Source organism: Pedobacter fastidiosus (assembly GCF_014306625.1).
Lineage (GTDB): Bacteria > Bacteroidota > Bacteroidia > Sphingobacteriales > Sphingobacteriaceae > Pedobacter > Pedobacter fastidiosus.
Window position 1 is genome coordinate 20,018 of sequence record NZ_JACRYL010000026.1, and the last position, 20,050, is coordinate 40,067.

Below are 20,050 nucleotides of genomic sequence, written 5' to 3' on the forward strand. Positions count from 1 at the left end.
GAAGCGATTAATGGCCACATTGCGCTTTGATAAATTTTATTCATGAAAAAATATTTTATTCTTTTTGCGTTGCTTGTAAACGCAACATATTCTTTTTCCCAAGCAACAAACAATTCCATTTTTGTTCAGGATAGTTTAAAACTCATTTCTTCTCAGTTCAAGTTTACTGAAGGCGCATCTGTTGATAAGCAAGGAAATGTGTTTTTTACAGATCAGCCGAATGATAAAATTTGGGAATATGATATTCATGGAAAGCTATCGTTGTACATGGATAAAACTGGTCGTGCGAACGGCACATACTTTGATAAAAAGGGCAATCTAATTGTTTGTGCTGATGAAAATAATCAAATCTGGTCTATCGATAAAAACAAAAAAATAAAGATTCTATTTTCTGATTTCGAAGGTAAAAAAGTAAATGGGCCTAATGATATTTGGTTGGATAATAAGGGAGGAATTTATTTTACCGATCCATATTATCAACGTGATTATTGGACAAGAAAAAAGCCGGAATTAGAAAGGCAATTGGTTTATTATCTTCCAAAGGGTAAAAAGGAAGCTGTTGTTGTAGCTGTTGATGTGGTAAAACCGAACGGAATTGTTGGTACTCCCGACGGGAAGTTTTTATACGTTGCAGACATGGGTGCAAACCAGACTTATCGTTATAAAATTAATGCCGATGCTAGCTTAAGTGAAAAAGAGGTTGTATTAAGTCAGCATTCTGATGGGATGACACTAGATAGCAATGGAAATATTTATGTAACTGGTAAGGGAGTTACGATTTATAAGCCTACAGGAGAAAAAATTGGCCATATAGAGGTTCCTGAAGAATGGTGTGGAAATATTTGTTTTGGTGGCAAGGATAGAAATATTTTGTTCATCACGGCCTCTAAATCTTTATACACGATTAAAACTAATGCAAAAGGGATAGAGTAAAACTTTCTATAGGGGAAGCTCTACAAAAAAAGTTGTACCCTTATTTTCTATGCTGTTAAACCAAATCTTTCCGCCGTGAGCTTCGATAATCTGTTTGGAGATTACAAGCCCCATACCAAATGATTTCTCTCCGGCCGTACCCGAACGTTTGGCTTCTTCTGTCATATCAAATATTTTTTCTTTAATCTGCTCCGGAATTCCTATTCCCTGATCCTTAACCGAGATCAGTACAGAATTTTTAAAAACACCCATATTTACTTCAATAGTCGATTTTTTAGGGCTAAATTTTACTGCATTTGTAATTAGATTACTCATTACACGCCATATTTTTTCTCTATTAAGACTAAAAGTAATTGGGGTAGTCGTTAGGACAATTTTTTGATGCTTTTCCGTAGCCTTATATTGTAACAGATTTACACAATAATTAAGTAAGGCACTTAAATCAACAGAATCTTTTTCCATTTCAATTGTTTCAGCCTCCCTATTAAGTAATTCATTCACAAACTTTAAAGAATCCGAACCAGAATTTTGAATTAAACCCATCAAATGTTGATCTTCTTCTTGCAAACGATTATCACTTAACATAAAACCCGCCAAACTTACTATAGCGCCAATTGGGCTTCGCAAATCGTGAGCAACTACCTTCATAACTCGTTTGTTTTCTTCCTGACTCTGCTCAAGGGCTGTTAAGGCATTTTGTAAGTGTAAATTTTGTTCTGTAACCTGTTTGTTCAGCAGGGTTAACCTATCATTGTTTTTCTTGGAAACTTTTCCATTTCTCCATAATTGATAAAGTATAAATAGAGCCATGATTGTAAATCCGACAGCTATGACTAAGTATAAATCGCTTAATTGTTTTTCTTTTTTAAGTAAGGTTAATTCGTAGTCCTTTTGCAAATTATAAAACTCAGTGCGGGCATCTACATTGTTAAGTTTTCTAAGCCCAGCATTTTGCTTTTCCGATAAGGATAAATAATTGGGAACTAAAGCTTTTGCTTGATCATACTGTTGAGTTAGGTTAAAATAATCAATCTGTAATTTCTGCCATTCAATTTCTGTTTTTGGGCTAGGTAGAGAATCCATAGAAGCTCTGGCAAATTTCATTGTAGCATTAAATTCCTTAAATCGGCCGGTGTTTAAAAACAATCTGGCTAATTTAACTTCGGCAATCTGAGCATTTCTTATTTCTGTACCAACGCTTCCATTAAAATCGATGCATTTTTTTAGATATTCTTCAGCTTTGGCATTATTTCCGCTGTCCAAATAAACATCACCCATATAATGATAGGCAACACCTTTTGCAACTTTGGTAAATGATTTTTTGAATGGAAAATTTTGCTCGTTTTTTTCTAAAAAGGAAACAGCTTTTTTATAGCAGAGCAAAGCACTATCTGTCATTTTAATATGCTCGTAACTTAAACCAGCATTGCAAAGCGCACCTTGAATGGCCATATATTTTTCTACATCCAGCTTACAGTCTAAGTTATTCTGGTAGGCCTGATAAAATAATGACGCGGCTTGCCTGTACTTACCTTGTACATAATTTAAGAAAGCAAAACGGCTGTTGAAATCTGATTGATCGCAAGTATTTTTCGATTCGTCGGCAAGAAGCTTACCCTTATGGAAATACTGATAAGATTGCTCATATTTCTCCATTTCCAATAACACATCGCCTTTAAGAAAATTTGAAATGCTGAACTCATGTTTAAGTTTAACCTCAACTCTATTGTTTTTGATTATATTAAGCATGCTGTCTGCGTACAAATCTGCAAGTGCAAGCTCTCTTTTATCTCTATTTAAACGAGCTAAAATGAAATGATTATTCTCCTTAAAATGATATTTTTTCCAAATATCAAGAACACTTGGTTTTTTTATCGAAAGAAAAACAGAATCTATATAAATATAAGCCTGCGCCGTTTTTTTTAAATCGATAAGATTGTTCGCACTATCAATCGCTTTATCTATAAAAACCTTATTATCTATTTCTCTATTCGATAAATTACACGAAAGCGATAATAAACTCAACAAAAAAAAGAGATATTTACTATAACTCATATCGATGGGACGTAAGCAAAATTCTTAAGGAATGTACGTATTAATGGTAAAAAAACGGCATTTTTTACATCAAAGTTTGATAATTATCAAGATTAGGATGTTTTAGTATTACACAAAATTATTTATACTTTTCAATTCCAATTCTTAAAACCTCAAAATCGAAGAATAACTAAAGTTTTAATAATACAACTAATAAGAGTGAATCTATAAATAATTTAACTACAAAGCGTATTTATACGTAATTATTTTGATTAAAAATTTATAATTTATCTTTCAATAATTTTTGAAAGTTTAATAATATAATTGTACGTTTGATCAAACAAATCATTTAACGCTATGAATACATCATCTAAACCCACCAAACTTTTAGGCTTTATCATTTCTAATTTAATTGTACTCTTGATTATCGGTGTAAATAGGGCACTTCATGTAGAAAAAACTGGAGTATTGGTGTACTCGCAGTTTGTAATTCTGCCAATGCTTATTGGAATCATCAGTGCTTGGTTTTGGCGAGATTTAAATTTAAAAACCAAAACCATAATAGGTTACTCCTTAATAAATAGTTTGCTGGCCATTGCACTCAGTTATCTATTTTTAGGAGAAGGTGTAATTTGCTTAATTATCGTTTCTCCACTAATTCTGGTATTTGTTATTACTGGTGCATTTATTGGGAAGATGATGTTTAGAAAAAAGAATCAGACCGTTAATGTGAGTATTGTTTCTCTACTTTTTATGGTTTTTGTAGTCGATTCAATTGCTGATCATCAGTATGAAAATATGGTTTCTGATGAAATTGTTATAAAAGCTTCTCCCTCTAAAATATGGAACAACGTTGTTGCTTTCGAGAAAATTAAACAACCCAATAATTATTGGCTATTTAAAATTGGGATGCCAAGCCCCATGCAAACTACTGTTACTGATTATAAATACGGTGCCGGTAGAAAATGTATATTTAGTAATGGCTACGCATTTGATGAAAAAATTGTGGCTTTTGATGTCAATAAAAACCTAACATTTGATATTGTTGGGCAACCGCAAGACCCCGAAATTATGGGGCACATAGATATTAAAAGAGGACAGTTTTTGCTAAAAGACAATGGGAACGGCACAACAACACTTGTTGGCAACAGTTGGTATAAGCTTCGTGTTTTCCCAATTTGGTATTACGATGTTTGGGCAGAAAGCATCACTAGAAATGTACATTTACGGGTTATGGATCATATTAAAGAACTTAGCGAACAATAATGTTTTCTTTCGTTGTTAAAAAACTAGGTTTTATAAAAAGCATCCCTTTAACAGCTTTAATATTTGATAGCGGAATAAAACTTTGGCTCTCTATAGCCGAACCAAACAAATTAGAATGGCTTGATACTTTAGAAGAGGAAGTTTTAAGGTGGGAAAGTATTAATATCAGCCTACACAAATTTGGAGGTACTCAATTTAACTTTAATAAAAGAGAAATTGGCCATGTGCACAGCAATGGTATTTTAGATATTTTATTTAGTCAGGAAATTAAAGCAGATTTAATCCGTAGTGGGAAAGCAGAGGAGCATCATGTGTTTAAAAAATCTGGGTGGATTAGTTTTTATATACAGAATGAAGATGATGTTAAACTTGCAATGGCACTCTTAAGAAAATCTTATTTAAGGATTGCTCAAAAATCTATCTGAGCAATCCTTAAAATAATTAACCTAATTTTCTGCCCGTATTAATTACGCTTACACCATTAAATCTAGAAGTTGCACTGCCATGAGAAACTGCACTTACTTGGCTTGGCTGACCTTTTCCATCCGAAAATGTTCCACCTAAACGATAATCGCTTTTATCGCAAAGTTGAGTACATGAATTCCAAAATTCTTGAGTATTGGCTTGATAGGCCGCATCTTTTAGCATTCCAACAATTTTACCTTCTTTAATTTCGTAAGCCAATTGCGAACTGAACTGAAAGTTGTAGCGTTGCTGATCAATTGAATAAGAATTTCGGCCAAACATATAAATGCCTTTCTCTACATTTTTAACCATGTCTGCAGCCGTTAAAGCAACGTTCCCTGGAGCGAGTGATACATTTGGCATCCTTTGAAACTGAATGCTATCCCAACTATCTGCATAGCAACAAGCTTGTGATTCTTTTAAGCCGATAATGTGCGCTTGATCTCTAATGGTTTGATAATTAACCAAAATGCCATCTTTTATAATGTCCCAATTACCACATTTTACACCTTCATCATCATAACCAACTGCGCCAAGAGAACCAACTTCAGTTTTATCCGCCAAGATATTTACATTTTTGCTTCCGAAATTAAATTTCTTCGATTCCCATTTATCCAAGGTTAAGAAACTTGTTCCAGCATAATTTGCTTCGTAACCCAAAACACGATCTAATTCTGTTGGGTGACCAACAGATTCATGAATGGTGAGAAATAGGTGAGTAGGATCTAAAACCAAATCGTATTTTCCTGGTTGTACCGGTTTTGCTTTTAACTTCTCATCAATATGGGCGGTTGCTTCTTTAACATCCTCAAAAATATCATAGCGTTTTTTGTACATGGTTACTGGTCCACCTTTTATTTTTTCGCTATCCATTGGGGTTAAGTATTCGTAACCCATTCCCATTGGAGCGCTTAAAGCATTACGGGTTTCAAATTTTCCGCCAGCAGCATCAATTTTAGTTACCGTAAACGTAGGCCAAATCCTATGAATATCCTGATCGATATAAGAACCATCTGTTGAAGCGAAATATTTCTGCTCATTCACCATAAAAAGATTTGAGTTAACATATTTTGCTCCTCCCTTTAAGGCTTCGTTATTTACGTTAAGTAGCAATTCAACTTTATCGGTAATGGGTACTTCGAAGGCATTTTTCTCTAATGGCGTTTTCCAGCTTACTTCTCCATATCCTTTTTGTGGAGCAAGTTGTACGGGCTCACTCATTATTTTCGAATTGCCTTTTGCAATTGAAACGGCCATTGCTGCTGCCTTTGCAATGCTATCATTATCGAGGTTATTTGTTGCCGCAAAACCCCATGATCCAAAAGCCAGAACACGAACGCCTAATCCGTACGATTCTGCGTTTGCAACATTTTCAACCCTTTTTTCTTTGGTTGCAATAACTTGATTTAAATACCTTCCAATCCGAACATCGGCATAAGTTGCCCCTTTAGATTTTGCGGCATTTAAGGCAATATCTGCCATTTTCTTTTTAAGCGCAACATCAACAGGTGTTAAAGCTTCCTCAACAGAAATTAATCGGCCAAAAACAGGCACGCTTTCAAGCATTGAGGCGCCAACGCCAACACCGGTCATAAATAAAAAATCCCTTCTTCTCAATTTTTGAAAATTTGATGTTAAAAATATTGCAATAGTACAAGCTTTGACAAATTCAAATGCATTAGTTAGAATTTGTCAAAGCTATTTCGGTTGAAATGATGATCTAATTATATCGCGTCTGAAAGCGATGTAAATGTAAAATCTCTAATTTTCATCGGAGGAATCATTCCACTTCCAGTTCTTACCGGTTTGCCCAATGCTTCTACATTGTTAAGCATAATTACAGGACTTTCATTAAACCTGAAATTTTTGATTGGGAATTTTATCTCTCCGTTTTCAATGTAAAAAGTACCATCACGGGTTAGTCCTGTTAATAATAAAGTTTGAGGATCAACAGATCTGATGTACCAGAAACGGGTAACTAAGATTCCTTTTTCTGTGCTTTTGATGAGTTCTTCTAGGCTTTGCGTTCCACCCTCTACAACTATGCTTCTACTAAAAGGTACAGGTTCTACCCCTTTTTGCGAGGCCCAATATCTCGAATAAGAGAGGTTTTTAACGATCCCGTCTTTTACCCATTGTGTTCTTTTTATTGGCAATCCATCGCCGTTCCATGGTGCAGAAGGAATATCCAAATTCATAGGATCAGAATAAATATTTACATTTTCTGAGAATAACTGCTCGCCTAAACGGGTTCCGCCACCTTTTTTACTCATAAAGCTTCTGCCTTCATCGGCGCTTCGAGCATCAAAGCCTCTAAACATATTACCAAGCATATCGCTTGCAGCAAGTGGCTCTAAAATTACAGTGTATTTACCAGGCTCAATGGCTTTTGCACCTGCAGATCCATTTGCTTTGCTTGCAGCAATTTTGCTTAATGCAAGCGTATCCATCTTCGCTAAATCGTTAAAATCTTGCTCAATATACCCCGATCCAGTTCCTTGTTTATTTCTAACCGTAACCGAAAAAGAAACGTTTGTGCCCTTGTTGTAAGCAAACAAGCCTTTAGAATTCATGATTGAATTGAATCGGGTTGAATTCTCCAGAAATCCAGCTGCATCTAAGTTTGCTGCTTTGGATACACTTAAGCTTTTGCCCACCATTTCTGCTCTGGTATCGGGCGTCATGGCTGCGGTATTTGCATTGTAGGTTGTAGATTCAGGGAAAGTTTGTGGACCAAGAGGTGGCATAAACTCCGGATTTTCTGGTGCCAACATCGCCAGTTCTTCGGCTCTTTTAACTACTTTTTGTAAGGAAGCATCATCAAATTCGTTAATGGTTGCAGATCCTGTTTTTTTACCGAATGTGGAACTCACTCCAAGGCTCATTACGCTGATTTGCCCCGCCGTAGAAACGGCATTTCTAGCATAGCGAATATTCCCTCCATCAGAGCCATTTAAACTTACCTCACAGAAATCTGCTTTGGAAAAACTGAGTACTTTTTTGAGTATTGCCTGGGCTTCTTCTTTACTTAATATGGCCATAATTATATTTTTCTTGCTGTATTAATAACATTAACTCCATTAAATCTTGTTGTTGAGCTTCCGTGAGAAACTGCACTGCTTTGCGCTGGTTGACCTTTTCCATCATTAAATGATCCACCTAAACGATAATCGCTATCATCGCATATTGCAGAACAACTGTTCCAAAACTCCTGTGTATTGCTTTGATAAGCCACATCGTTTAGCATGCCTACAATTTTGCCTTCTTTAATTTCGTAGAAAATCTGTCCGCCAAACTGGAAATTATAACGTTGCTGATCGATTGAAAAACTACCATCACCAATAATATAAATTCCTTTTTCTACATTTTTGATCATATCATCTACACTCAGTTTTTCTTTTCCTGGTTGTAAAGAAACATTCGGCATGCGTTGAAATTGAACATCATCCCAACCTTGAGAATAACAGCAACCTTGCGATTCTGTTAAACCAATAATGTGCGCTTGATCGCGAATGGCCTGATAATTTACCAGAACACCTTCTTTAATCAAATCCCATTTTTTACACTTCACGCCTTCATCATCATATCCAACAGCTCCTAAAGAGCCTACCTGAGTTTTATCGGCAACAATATTTACCTTATCGCTTCCAAACTTGAATTTTTTCGATTCCCATTTATCCAAAGTAAGAAAACTTGTGCCTGCATAATTTGCTTCATAGCCCAAAACGCGATCTAATTCAGTTGGGTGTCCAACAGATTCGTGGATGGTTAACCAAAGGTGAGAAGGATCTAAAACCAAATCGTATTTGCCCGGCTCTACAGATTTTGCCTTAACTTTTTCACCAGCAACAATTGCTGCCGCTTTTGCATCTTCAAGCATATCGTAACGACCTTTGTAACGCGTCACAATTCCACTTACTTTATCCTCTGGTCTGGCATGCATATATTCGTAACCCATTCCCATTGGAGAACTTAACGAGTTACGAGTTTTGAACTTGCCCGATTCTTTATCAATTCTAGTTACGTTGAAAGTTGGATAGATTCGATGCACATCTTGATCGATATAAGAACCATCAGTAGATGCGAAATATTTTTGTTCATTAACGGCAAACAGTACTGAATTAACAAAATTAGCACCATTTTGCATGGCAACATCGTTTACACTTAGTAAAAGATCTACCTTTTCTTTAACAGGAACTTCGAAAGAATTTATTTCTATAGGTGTTTTCCAGCTAACTTCGCCAAAACCCTTTTGTGGTGCCAACTGAACGGGCTCACCCTGAATTTTTGAGTTTGCTTTTGCAACGGCAACTGCTTGTTCTGCTGCTTTTGCAATATCCTCTTTGGTTACTTTGTTGGTGGCTGCAAAACCCCAGCATCCGTTAGCTAAAACGCGGATTCCAACCCCATAAGATTCTGTGTTGGCAACGCCCTGAACTCGTTTTTCTCTGGTGGCTACAAATTGGTTTAAATATCTGCCAATGCGTACATCAACATAAGTTGCGCCTTTGGATTTGGCTGCGTTTAGTGCAACATCAGCCAGTTCTTTCTTAATTTTTACATCTACTCGATCTAGAGCTTGTAATGGGTCGATTGGATTTGCAAACGCAGAGAAATCTGGTAGCATCAAAGCGCCCATACCCATTCCGGATAGGTAAAGGAAGTCTTTTCTTTTCAATTGGTTCGGTTTAGGTGATTTAACAACCCAATATAGCTAATTCTTTAAAGCAAACTATGCTTAGGAGTATAACATTTTAGTTTCAATTCACTATTTGTTTGCCAATACTCTGGATTCGTGCCAAAGAAAGGCAGATGTAATTAAAAAGACTGCTAAAAACCACCATTTTGAAATTTCTTCTTCAGTTGAATGCTGAATTTTATCCGATTTTATGAGTTCCTTGGATTGATTTTTAACTAAAGCCAAAGTTTTGGATTGCTTTATAGCAGATTTTAGAGTTAACCAATCCTGTTTTTTATAAATATATATGTTCTCTGCTTTTTGGTTAATTGTTGCGATTGCCCAACCAGCGGTTTTTGGCCAGAAAAAACCATCCCATTCAAACGGAAGCTCCATGTTTTGTCTAGGATAAATTTTTGTACTATCAATTAAGATTTTAGGCGATTTGTTATCCGATAAATTCACGATTAGCCTTAATTTTTCTTCAACCGATGGAAATTTGGGAAAAATTTCTAAAGATTGAGTTTCTACTTTTTTTCTTAAAGATTTTGCAAAAAGCATCGACCAAAACCGACTGTAATCCGTTTGTTTTCCAGCCAGTTGCCATTGATATGTTGATGAAAGCGCCGACGTTATAATTTTACCCATTCCATTGATCTGGCTATTGACAACAATTTTCCCACTTTCATCTAGAATTAAAGGCTGATTATTTGTGCCCGATTTTAGAAAGAGCGATTGCATAAGAGGTAAATTATTAAATTTTAAATCGTCAGTAGATTTTAATGAAAGTGGCTTTTCAGTTGATGATACAACTTCGTACTGATTGAAATTTTTATTATTCCCGCTAGGTTTTGGATTGGTTATTCGCACAATTAAGCCCATTCCATTATTTACTGCACTATAGATTGAAGCTTTATCCGAGCTTGAAATGGCAGAAAGCTCATCTTCATCAATAATAACCACATCCATATTTTTAAGCAAAGCTTGATTAATCTGATTGAGATTAACGGCCTTCATGTTCAAGAAATCTGTGCTGTACTTGTTTTTACTGATTTGACTTCTAAAAGCAACTGGATATTGATTTTCATACAACCACTTTTTAAGAAATTTATATTCAAAATCTGGAAAGGAAGCCAAGATTAAAACTTGGATTGGTTGTTTTTTCTCAACCTCAAATGGTACAGGTTCAGCTGAAAGCGTATCATTTCCTTGTATTGCAATAAGATTGTAAATAGCTTTCCCTTGCTGTTTAGGACGATTTAAAAAGGAAAAGTTAACTTTTGAATTTGCTTTAATCTCTGTAGAATCTAAACTTGCGCCTAATCCGAACAGCTTTAACTTTACATTTTTATCTGTTTGATTATTGTATATCCCTTGAACAATTAAATTTTCAGAAGCATTTAATTTCTTCTGCCAGTTTGCAGAAAAAATTCCTGAGGAAAGGGCAGAAGGATGAAAAGAAATTTGATAATCAGATAAACCTTTTAATTGTGAATCATCCAAACCATAACCATAGATGTTAATTTTCTTGATTTCTCGATGTTCCTTTAAAAAGTAAGTTAAATCTGCAATGTGACTAATTTTAAATGCTTTATTTTTTGGAAATAGGGTAGAATCAAGATTGTATTTATTCCCTTTTATCGTAGAAATAGAATCTAACGTGAAGCCTTCGGTTAAAAGATTTATTTCATGTGCAGGTTCTTCTTTCGTTACCGAATACGTAATTGGAATAATCATAAGTGCAAAACTGGCAGCCATAAAAATACTTGCCAATAACCTCAAAATCAACCTGCCTTTATCAGCACGACGAATTTCTTTAAACACCAGAAATGCTATAAAACCAATGGAAATGAGGATTATGATGTATTTGAATTCCATATTTACCTGCCTGCACTTTTAAGGTGATTAAAATAACTTCGATACAAATTGATCTCAGGACCCGAAATTTCAGATTGAGGTTTTACGATTTCAATACCTAGGAGTTTCTGAATTGCTTTTTGAACGGCCTCAACATCTCTTACATTAACTACATTGGATGTACTTATTTTACGTAAGCTTTTTAAGGCCGATAAATAAGAGCTGGGTTGATTGGATGCGACAGAAATTAACTGTTTTTCGCCATCGCGTAACAATTGTCGCTCGCCTAAAGTAAATGGTTTTCCTATTTTTCTATTTTCAAGAATGGATAAAAGAATCTTTAAATCATCGTTAGAATGATCTTTCTGTTCAAATGTAGCTTTTTGAATGGGCTCAGCTATTTTGTCCAGTTCACCCGTTAATCGCTTTTCTAGTTTTAATTTTGAAGTTTTGACAGTCGTTTTTGCTACATAAGCTCTAGATTTTTGTTGCAAATCTTTCAATAATCGCAAGGCTTTATATTCAAACGGCAAAGCTTCTTGTGGCTTGTAAGTTCTCAATCGAAGTTCCGAAGTCCACATTTCTGTTAAAACGGCTTTTAACTGAGCTTTCATTTCTGGTTCAAAGAAAGTAGCGTCTTCGGCAACATCATGTTTGTGTGAGTATTTATCTGCTATTGCCTGAGCATCACCAAATTTTTCCTCGGCTTTAGGTTTGTCGTGATTGTCGCCATCTTCGTGATCGTGATCGCCGCCAATTTCAGTTTCTGATTCTTCTCCCAAAAACTTGCCATATCTTAATCTCAATAGTTTTTGATCAATCCCGAGAGTATTGCTTCGGTTTTTAAAATCATCTGCAGAAATGGTTCCTTGCTCTTTTAAAAGTTTCTCGGTATCGATAATAATCTGCCTTTGGCTTCTAAAGTATTCTGGAACAAGGTTAACTCCATTTGCCATCCCGGCCATACTCATTAGTTCTGTGGTATCTACGATTGATACAAAATAAACATCAGATCGGCTAGATTGACCATGATTATCCATTGCTTTGATAAAGAAATATAGCTCGTCACCAGGTTTCATTCCCAAAGATTTTAAGTCAATCTGCTTATTTAATTTTGCATCCTTCTTATTTCTAAAATCAGTATCGAAGTTTAATTTTTTCTCTGTAAAACTTACACCTTCACCTTTTCCGCTGGCCATAGTTGCAGAAATATAGGCTTCATTGATTCCGTAATCATCACTTAAAAAAACATTTAAGTTTACTTTCGCAATTTGCCCAATATCAATTGTAGTATGCGGTTTTGGTTGTGTAATTTTAATATTTACAGGCAAATCGGGAATAACTTCAATTTGATAGAGATCGGATTTTTTTCCATCCAACTCCATTTGATAAAAACCAGATTGCGTAATGGTTTTGTTAAAAGTCCAATTCAGATGATCGGAAGTAGCCAAGTTCGAAATCTCTTTATCGTTAAAAACGATTCTGAGTTTTTTAACGGAAACATTGGTTTCAATGTTCCAAAATATTTTAGCTCCGGCTTCTGCTTTAATCGTAAACTGTTTCTGTGTTCTCTCGCCTCTTCCTGTATAGCTTGGCGGATTTATTCGAAGCTGAAAGGTTTCGATTTCGGGTAGGATAATTTCTTTAATGATATTTTTTTGGTTTGATAAAGTAAGAAGATCTTCTGAAGCTACTTTTTCATACCAATAATATTTTTCTATTAAATAAGAGCCTGTTATGGTTATAATTAAGAAAGCCAAACAAAACCACAATTTTTTCCAAGCTTCGCTCAAGCTTTTTGGAATTGGCAAACTGCCACTAATTTTTTCGATTTGTAATTGCTCAAGTAGAGATAATTCTTTTTCTGGTTTTAAGAAAAGTTCGGCGCTTTCTTCTAACTGTGCAAATCTTGAATTTAGATATTTTGTTACTTCATTGCTACTGATTTTCCAAGTGGGTTTAAGGAACACAAAGCCAGCGAAAACTAGGATAAAAGTAAGAATTAAATGCCAGATGTGGAATATATGGAAGAAACACAATGCGCTAATTATAATCAAAATCAGGGCAAAGGATAAGCTTAGCACAGTGATTTGTGCAAAGTAAATCGCAATCCACTTTCTTCTAAAATTATCAATCCAATTTTTGCCTTCAGTTTTTAACATAATCTAAATTTGTTTTTTTTCTGAATGATAAAATCCGCTCGATAATCAATAGCACAAATGCTAGAGACCAAATTATATAATCTATATTTTTGTTTTCTGTTTTGTTGTAACCATTTGATTTAATGATTTTTGATTCGCTAAACTGAGTCTTGTCTACGATTCTTTGATCTAAAGAATGATCTTCAAAACCAAAATCTTTTGCATCTTGATTACCCAATACAATTGGAATCAAAGCTTTTACAAATTGTTCGTTCCAAACCAAATCTGTCCATTGTGGGTTAAATCGACTGTAAAAATGAAATTGGTTTCTTTTTAAATTGCCCTCGTTTATTAAAATTGGTTGCCCGAAACCATCCGTCCAAATGGTATTTCCTTTTAAATGATTAGGAGCAATTCGTTTTTTTAATTCAACAGTTTGATTCCTGTTTTCATCTAAAAGTAGATTAGAATTTTCAGTTACAACCTTACCTTTTTCGTAATTTAAGAAACTAGCACTGTCTTTGAGTTTACTTAAATTTGAAGCGTTAATCGGTTGATCTGAAAGCCAGAAACCAACATCAGCTTTCTTAATTGCAGGAGTATTCCAGTTCTTAAATTCTATCTTTCGCTTGGTAAAATCGCTAATTGCGCTTAAACCAGCCATAATATATCTCGAATCAGTTCCTGTAGGATCGTAAATTAAAACAGAAATAATAGGCAGATTTTGTGTTCGATTGGCAGAATAACTTGTTTGTTTTGGCGTCGATTTTCCTTCATAAATTTTACCCAAAAAACTCGTCGACCAAGTTTTTAAAGTATCTGTATTTTCAGTTTCTTTCCAAGTTAATTTGAAGTTTGGTTTTGGTAAATTCCCGTCAAAGTTTTTTAATCGATGATCGGCAAATAAGTACACGGAATAACCCGAAGGAACTTGCTTATTCAGTTGATTAAATAAAGAAGAATAACTTAATTCGGTAAACTTTTTTGTTTTTAGAAGGCTGTCTTTCAAAAGAAATTGATCAAACCCCAAATCAAAATTATGCAACTCAAAACCGAGATTTAAGAGCGAATCAACTGTTTTTCGGTTCGCCTTATAAATATCATAAAATTGAGATTTATCCATCAAAATCCAACCAGAGTTTTTAGCGCCAGCACTTGTTTTTTTTATGAACGGTTGAGCTAAAACAAAAGCAATCAAAATCAGAATCAAGCACCTTAAAATGAACAAAAGTAAATCGGTTATTTTAATACTTTTCGAGCTTGCGGTTGCGCTTTCGCCCAACAAGGCGATACTTCCAATTTTTAAGGTTTTACCTTGTTTTACACTCCACAAGTGTATAATTACAGGAATAATTAATCCTGCAAGTGCCAATAAACCAATGGGATATAATAACTGCAATTTAAATTCTTAGCTTATTTCTTTGTTTCAAAAAATCTCTTAACGCCTGATCTAATGGCTCATCCGTAGAAACCGTTCTATAATAAATTCTTCTATCCAGCATTTTAATTCTTGTTTCTTCTAAATAGAGTTGGAGTTTATTTTTATAGTCAGATCTGGCTTTAGCCTGATCAATTTGTATGGTTTGCCCGGTTTCCAAATCTTCGAATGTGGTATAACCCTTAAAATCCAATTCCATTTCATTCCGTGATACCACATGGAAAACTACAATCTCGTGCCTCAATGTATTTAACGTATCTAATAAATTGAAGATTTCGTTTTCAGTTTGGTAAAGATCTGTTACGAAAACAAGCAATTCTCTTTTTTGCGTCCCTGCAAAAATTTCTTTATAATGAATTGGTTTTGTAAACGTTCCCTCAGGTTTTATCTGTTCCAACTGAAAGAATAACCTAGCCAAATGTTGATAATCCTGTTTGGCCACCATGGAGAACAGTTCGGCATTTTTAAAAATGTACAATCCAATGGCATCTCCCTGCAAATTTGCCAAATAGGCTAAGCAAGCCGTCAAATATCTTGCATATTCAATTTTGGTAAAATCGCCATCGCTATGATTCATTGAAGCACTTGCATCAACTAAAAAGCGAACTGAGATATTGGTTTCCACTTCCGATTCCCGAATGTAATATCGATCAGACCGGGCAAACATTTTCCAATCCAACGAACGTAAATCATCTCCAGGTTGGTAGCTTCTATATTGACTAAACTCTAGCCCAGCGCCTTTTACGGTACTTTTATTAATGCCATTCATAAAACCATCTATCGTTGTTTTCGCCGATAGATTGAGGTCTTTAATGGCCATTAATATTTTGGGATCGAGCAGTTTACTCATTAAATATTTGTTTTTGGTCTTGCAATCGCTTTCACTAATTCATCCGTAACTTGGTCAGAAGATACATTTTCAGCCTCTGCTTTAAAGTTCATTAAAACTCGATGTCTTAATACTGGATAGGCCATCGTTTGCAAATCTTCCATTATTACAGCATATCTCCCGTGAAAAAGTGCCCTCGCTTTTGCGGTTAAAATTAAGGCTTGTCCGGCTCTTGGGCCGGCGCCCCATCTTACCCATTCTTTAACAAATGGAACGCTTGTTGTATCGGGTCGGGTGGCACGAATAAACTCACTTACATAGGTAATTAAATCATCGCTGATGCTCACTTCTCGCGTAAGCGATTGTAATTGTTTAATATCTTCGGCACCAATTATTGGGTTGATAACTGCTTTTTTAGAGCCTGTTGTACTACTTAGTATTTGTGCTTCTTCAACAGCTGTTGGATAACCAATTTTAATATACAGCAGAAAACGATCCAATTGAGCTTCTGGAAGGGGATAAGTGCCCGCCTGCTCGATTGGGTTCTGTGTAGCCAGAATAAAAAATGGACGATCTAAGGGATAAGTTTGGCCACCATAAGTAACTTCAAACTCTTGCATGGCTTCTAAAAGTGCAGATTGTGTTTTAGGAGGCGTTCTGTTAACTTCATCAGCAAGTACAATATTGGCAAATAAAGGGCCTTTATTAAATTTGAAAAAGCGTTTGCCCGTTACGTGGTCTTCTTCCAAAATTTCTGTACCTACAATATCTGTCGGCATTAAATCTGGCGTAAACTGGATTCTTCTGAAAGATAAATCCAAAGCTTGAGACAGTGTTCTAACCATCAGCGTTTTTGCCAAACCCGGTACGCCTTCTAACAAACAATGCCCACCAGCCATTAAGGCGATTAACATTTCTTCAATTATAATGTCTTGGCCGACAATTACTTTCTGGATTTCGCTTTTTAATGCGCCTAATTTGCCAATTAAAGTTTTTACGTTACTTTCTGAAGTCTCCAATACAATTATTTTTTTTGATTTGAACTTATTGTGCCTCAATATAGGTCATATTGCCATTATTTTTGTGGTGGAGCTCGAACAATATCAAAAAATTTACAAGATATCTAAGTTTAAAATCTGAAATGATAAAAATTGACACTAATTTAGAACGATGCAAAGATCTAAGTTTACTTTTGCGAGAATAAAATATAATTCTGGAGATTGGGATACCGATCAACGGATGCCTTCAAATCTGTTAAATTCCCTTTTGGAGTACACAACCATCCCCTTGGATGAAGAAGAAAAAATTGTGGATTTGAGCAGTAACGATCTTTTTAAATATCCATTCTGTTATTTAAGCGGACATAAACTCGTTCAATTTAGCCAACAGGAAGCAACTAATTTTAAAACATACGTGCATAATGGAGGCTTTGTTTTTGTTGATGATTGCAACCATGATATTGATGGATTGTTCGCCCGTTCTTTTGAAACACAAATGAGCAATTTATTTGGCGCACAGGCATTAAAAAAAATCCCAAATGATCATGCCATCTACAATTCTTTCTTTAAGTTTGAAAAAGGACCACCAACCACATCTTTCGAGCTTAACGGTTGGGGAGATGATCTTGTACACGATTATTTAAAAGCCATTACCATAAATAATAGGATAGGAGTTTTGTACAGCAATAAAGATTATGGTTGCGAATGGGACTATGATTTTAAAAATAAACGTTTTTTGGCTGAGGATAATACCAAATTTGGAGTGAATATTATTTTGTATGCAATGGGCGTAAACAGTTAACCAAATATTAAATTCATAAATCGTGAAAGTAATCTCTATTAAATTAGCATTGTCTATTTTTCTGCTTCTGATGATCTCTGTAAATAAATCAGTTGCTAAAATTCAATATTATTATCAGTTAAAAATCTATCATATAAAAGGGCAGGCGCAAGAAAGTGCAGTTGATAGCTATTTAAAAGACGCTTATTTGCCAGCCTTGCACCGAGCAGGAATCCCGAATGTTGGGGTTTTTAAACCGATAGCAAAAGATACGACCGAGCAATTAATTTATGTTTTTATTCCATTTAAAAAATTCGATGCCTTTTTGAAATTGGATGAGACCTTGGCAAAAGATCAAAGCTATTTAGCACAAGGGAAATCGTATTTAAACGCAGAATATAATAACCCGCCATATAACAGAATTGAAAGTATTTTATTAAAAGCTTTTAGCGCCATGCCCGAGCCAGCTCTGCCGAAACTTACTACTGCAAAAAGCGAAAGAGTTTACGAATTAAGAAGTTATGAAGCTTCAACCGAAAGTTTATCGTTAAATAAAATCGGAATGTTTAATGATGCGGAGATCAATATTTTTACCAATTTAAACTTTAATGCAGTGTTTTATGGTCAAGTAATTTCTGGAAGTCATTCGCCCAATTTAATGTACCTCACAACTTTTAACAACAAAGAAGACAGAGAAAAACACTGGTCGGCCTTTGGTGCAGAATATAAAAAGATAAGCGGATTGCCTCAATATCAGCACAATGTATCAAAAAATGTAACCTTGTTTATTTACCCAACGGATTATTCTGATATATAGGCATTTGGAAAATGGCAAATTATGAACAGAAGTTTTTTCTGTTCAGTTTATTCATAACCCAAAAATGTTGAAGGATCTATATAGTTTTGCTTTCCTATTTATATAGGGATAGACAACTAAGAAAGCCTTCTCAGGATTGAAAGGCTTTCTTATTTTTACAGTAATTTGGATTCTAATTAAGCTAATTCATTTACTTTTATAATCAATGATGAAAAACTTCATTTGGTTTCTTCTTTTCTTATCGCCAACTGCCTGTTTCGTACAGGCGCAAAAACACGATTCTGAAAACGCACCTCACATCCACTGGGATAAATCTACATTAAAACAAATTGCTCCAGTTGGAAATGGTTATGCAAATTATGCCCGAATGATTCAATTGCATACAGGAAATTTAATCTGCATTTATGAAACAAAAGGTGGGGTAGAGTGTGCTCAAAGTTCTGATCTTGGTGCTACATGGAAAAATCAGGTTAATATCATTCCACCGATAGAAGGTTACAATATGGCCGTTCCAGAGATTTTGGAGTTAAAGGATCATTCATTATTGATGTCTTATAATCCTCGCCCAAGAAAAGTTAATGGCCAAACTGATACCACAAAACGTTTCGAAATTCGGACTAAAAAAAGTTATGATCAAGGGAAAACCTGGGAAGATGATCGTTTGGTTTATCAGGCCAGTTATAAATTTGAAGATGGTTGTTGGGAACCCGCTCAAATTCAAATTCCATCTGGAGAAGTACAACTATATTTCTCTAACGAGAATATCTACAGAAAATCAAACGAGCAAAATATTTCCATTTTCAGATCAAAAGATGGAGGGAAAACTTGGAGTACCCAGCCCGAAATTGTTTCTTTTAGACCTGGCCATAGAGATGGAATGCCGGTGCCGATAATGTTAAAAGGCTCAAAAGAAATTCTTTTTTCTATTGAAGACAATGCCAATGGTCAGTTTAAACCAGCAATCATTAGAAATAGTTTAACTCAGAATTGGCAGAAACCAGTCGGTGCGGATGATGACGAAAGAAATTTTGCCTTGGTGCCACAATTACCCGATACCGTTTATGCTGGTGCACCATATTTACGTCAGCTAAAAAGTGGCGCAACTATACTTTCTTACCAAAGTACTTTAGGAAGAGGTAGAAATGGTGACTTAGCTTATATGCAGGTTGCTGTTGGTGATACAGAAGCCAGAAACTTTAAAGATGTTGAAATTCCTTTTGAGGTTCCTGCCAACAAGCATGGTTTGTGGAACTCATTATGCATCCTAAATGATGATACCATAATTGCGATAACCTCTACAAATGCGTTTAGCAATTCGACTGCTGTTTGGATGATTAAAGGTAAATTGATTAAGAGAAAAAATTAATCGTAACCTAAAATTGGCCAGATATTTGTATATTTGAAGCCTCAGACTATTATTTCTACAATAGACTGAGCACTATCGCTGGGGCCGTTCTTGGATTTGACGGGGTGGCGAAAGTTATGTTAGCATGCAGTGCGTTGTTCGGAGAGCACTTAAAGTGAACGTTCACATTTTAGTTGGCGAAAATACTTACGCCTTAGCTGCTTAGTTTAGAACTAATTAGCTTTTGTCCCTCTAGTTGCTGCATTGTTAGACTAGAATCTGGGGCATCGAAATAACAAAGCTGGCCTTCGTGGAGATACGACACAAGGTGAGATAAAGTATCTAAGGATTTAAATAAGGTCGGTTTTCAGCCCGTTTATTTCCCGAAAATCAATTGAAAAATAAGCATGTAGAAGGTATAATTTATCTCACAACTGGACAAGGGTTCGACTCCCTTCGGCTCCACTG

At 35.3% G+C, this 20,050-nt stretch carries 15 protein-coding genes and 1 other RNA gene; 7 read left to right on the forward strand and 9 right to left on the reverse strand.

Annotated elements, in window-relative coordinates; translation table 11 throughout:
* The first annotated feature begins 42 nt into the window (after positions 1-42).
* The gene (locus H7U22_RS20295) at positions 43-933 is read left to right on the forward strand and encodes an SMP-30/gluconolactonase/LRE family protein (protein ID WP_187073173.1); all 891 of its coding nucleotides are present in this window, start codon (positions 43-45) and stop codon (positions 931-933) included.
* 6 nt (positions 934-939) lie between these two features.
* Here the strand turns inward: H7U22_RS20295 and H7U22_RS20300 are convergent, their stop codons facing one another.
* On the reverse strand, positions 940-2,988 hold the full coding sequence (locus H7U22_RS20300) for a tetratricopeptide repeat-containing sensor histidine kinase (protein WP_187073174.1): 2,049 nt from the start codon (positions 2,986-2,988) through the stop codon (positions 940-942).
* A 336-nt stretch (positions 2,989-3,324) separates the two neighbouring features.
* On the opposite strand from H7U22_RS20300, the gene H7U22_RS20305 reads away from it, so the two are divergent.
* Positions 3,325-4,233: an SRPBCC family protein gene (locus tag H7U22_RS20305; protein WP_187073175.1), complete on the forward strand. Its 909-nt coding sequence runs from the start codon at positions 3,325-3,327 to the stop codon at positions 4,231-4,233.
* The gene (locus tag H7U22_RS20310) at positions 4,233-4,658 is read left to right on the forward strand and encodes a luciferase domain-containing protein (protein WP_222621917.1); all 426 of its coding nucleotides are present in this window, start codon (positions 4,233-4,235) and stop codon (positions 4,656-4,658) included. The genes H7U22_RS20305 and H7U22_RS20310 overlap by 1 nt, the downstream gene beginning before the upstream one ends.
* 16 nt (positions 4,659-4,674) lie before the next feature.
* Here the strand turns inward: H7U22_RS20310 and H7U22_RS20315 are convergent, their stop codons facing one another.
* The 8 genes from H7U22_RS20315 to H7U22_RS20350 form a co-directional block, all read right to left on the reverse strand.
* Complete coding sequence (locus H7U22_RS20315) at positions 4,675-6,315, reverse strand: TldD/PmbA family protein (protein ID WP_187073176.1); 1,641 nt, start codon at positions 6,313-6,315, stop codon at positions 4,675-4,677.
* 107 nt (positions 6,316-6,422) lie between these two features.
* Positions 6,423-7,739: a TldD/PmbA family protein gene (locus tag H7U22_RS20320; protein ID WP_187073177.1), complete on the reverse strand. Its 1,317-nt coding sequence runs from the start codon at positions 7,737-7,739 to the stop codon at positions 6,423-6,425.
* Between the two features lie 2 nt (positions 7,740-7,741).
* A complete protein-coding gene (locus tag H7U22_RS20325; RefSeq protein ID WP_187073178.1) occupies positions 7,742-9,376 on the reverse strand; it encodes a TldD/PmbA family protein in 1,635 nt (544 codons plus the stop codon).
* A 90-nt stretch (positions 9,377-9,466) separates the two neighbouring features.
* Complete coding sequence (locus tag H7U22_RS20330) at positions 9,467-11,254, reverse strand: hypothetical protein (protein ID WP_187073179.1); 1,788 nt, start codon at positions 11,252-11,254, stop codon at positions 9,467-9,469.
* 2 nt (positions 11,255-11,256) lie between these two features.
* A complete protein-coding gene (locus tag H7U22_RS20335) occupies positions 11,257-13,395 on the reverse strand; it encodes a DUF4175 family protein (protein WP_187073180.1) in 2,139 nt (712 codons plus the stop codon).
* Complete coding sequence (locus H7U22_RS20340; protein WP_187073181.1) at positions 13,382-14,773, reverse strand: BatA domain-containing protein; 1,392 nt, start codon at positions 14,771-14,773, stop codon at positions 13,382-13,384. The genes H7U22_RS20335 and H7U22_RS20340 overlap by 14 nt, the downstream gene beginning before the upstream one ends.
* Position 14,774: 1 nt before the next feature.
* Complete coding sequence (locus H7U22_RS20345) at positions 14,775-15,662, reverse strand: DUF58 domain-containing protein (RefSeq protein ID WP_248284817.1); 888 nt, start codon at positions 15,660-15,662, stop codon at positions 14,775-14,777.
* On the reverse strand, positions 15,662-16,660 hold the full coding sequence (locus H7U22_RS20350; protein ID WP_187073182.1) for an AAA family ATPase: 999 nt from the start codon (positions 16,658-16,660) through the stop codon (positions 15,662-15,664). Before H7U22_RS20350 ends, H7U22_RS20345 begins: the two co-directional genes overlap by 1 nt.
* A gap of 151 nt (positions 16,661-16,811) precedes the next feature.
* Here H7U22_RS20350 and H7U22_RS20355 point away from each other — a divergent pair, with 151 nt between their 5' ends.
* The 4 genes from H7U22_RS20355 to ssrA all read left to right on the forward strand — a co-directional run bounded on the left by H7U22_RS20355 (position 16,812) and on the right by ssrA (position 20,050).
* A complete protein-coding gene (locus tag H7U22_RS20355) occupies positions 16,812-17,441 on the forward strand; it encodes a DUF4159 domain-containing protein (protein ID WP_187073183.1) in 630 nt (209 codons plus the stop codon).
* Between the two features lie 22 nt (positions 17,442-17,463).
* Entirely contained in the window at positions 17,464-18,237 is a 774-nt protein-coding gene (locus H7U22_RS20360; protein ID WP_317173014.1) for an NIPSNAP family protein, read from the forward strand.
* Between the two features lie 205 nt (positions 18,238-18,442).
* Positions 18,443-19,603, forward strand: coding sequence for a sialidase family protein (locus H7U22_RS20365; protein WP_222621918.1), 1,161 nt, complete (start codon positions 18,443-18,445; stop codon positions 19,601-19,603).
* Positions 19,604-19,683: 80 nt separating this feature from the next.
* Positions 19,684-20,050: a transfer-messenger RNA gene (gene ssrA, locus H7U22_RS20370) on the forward strand.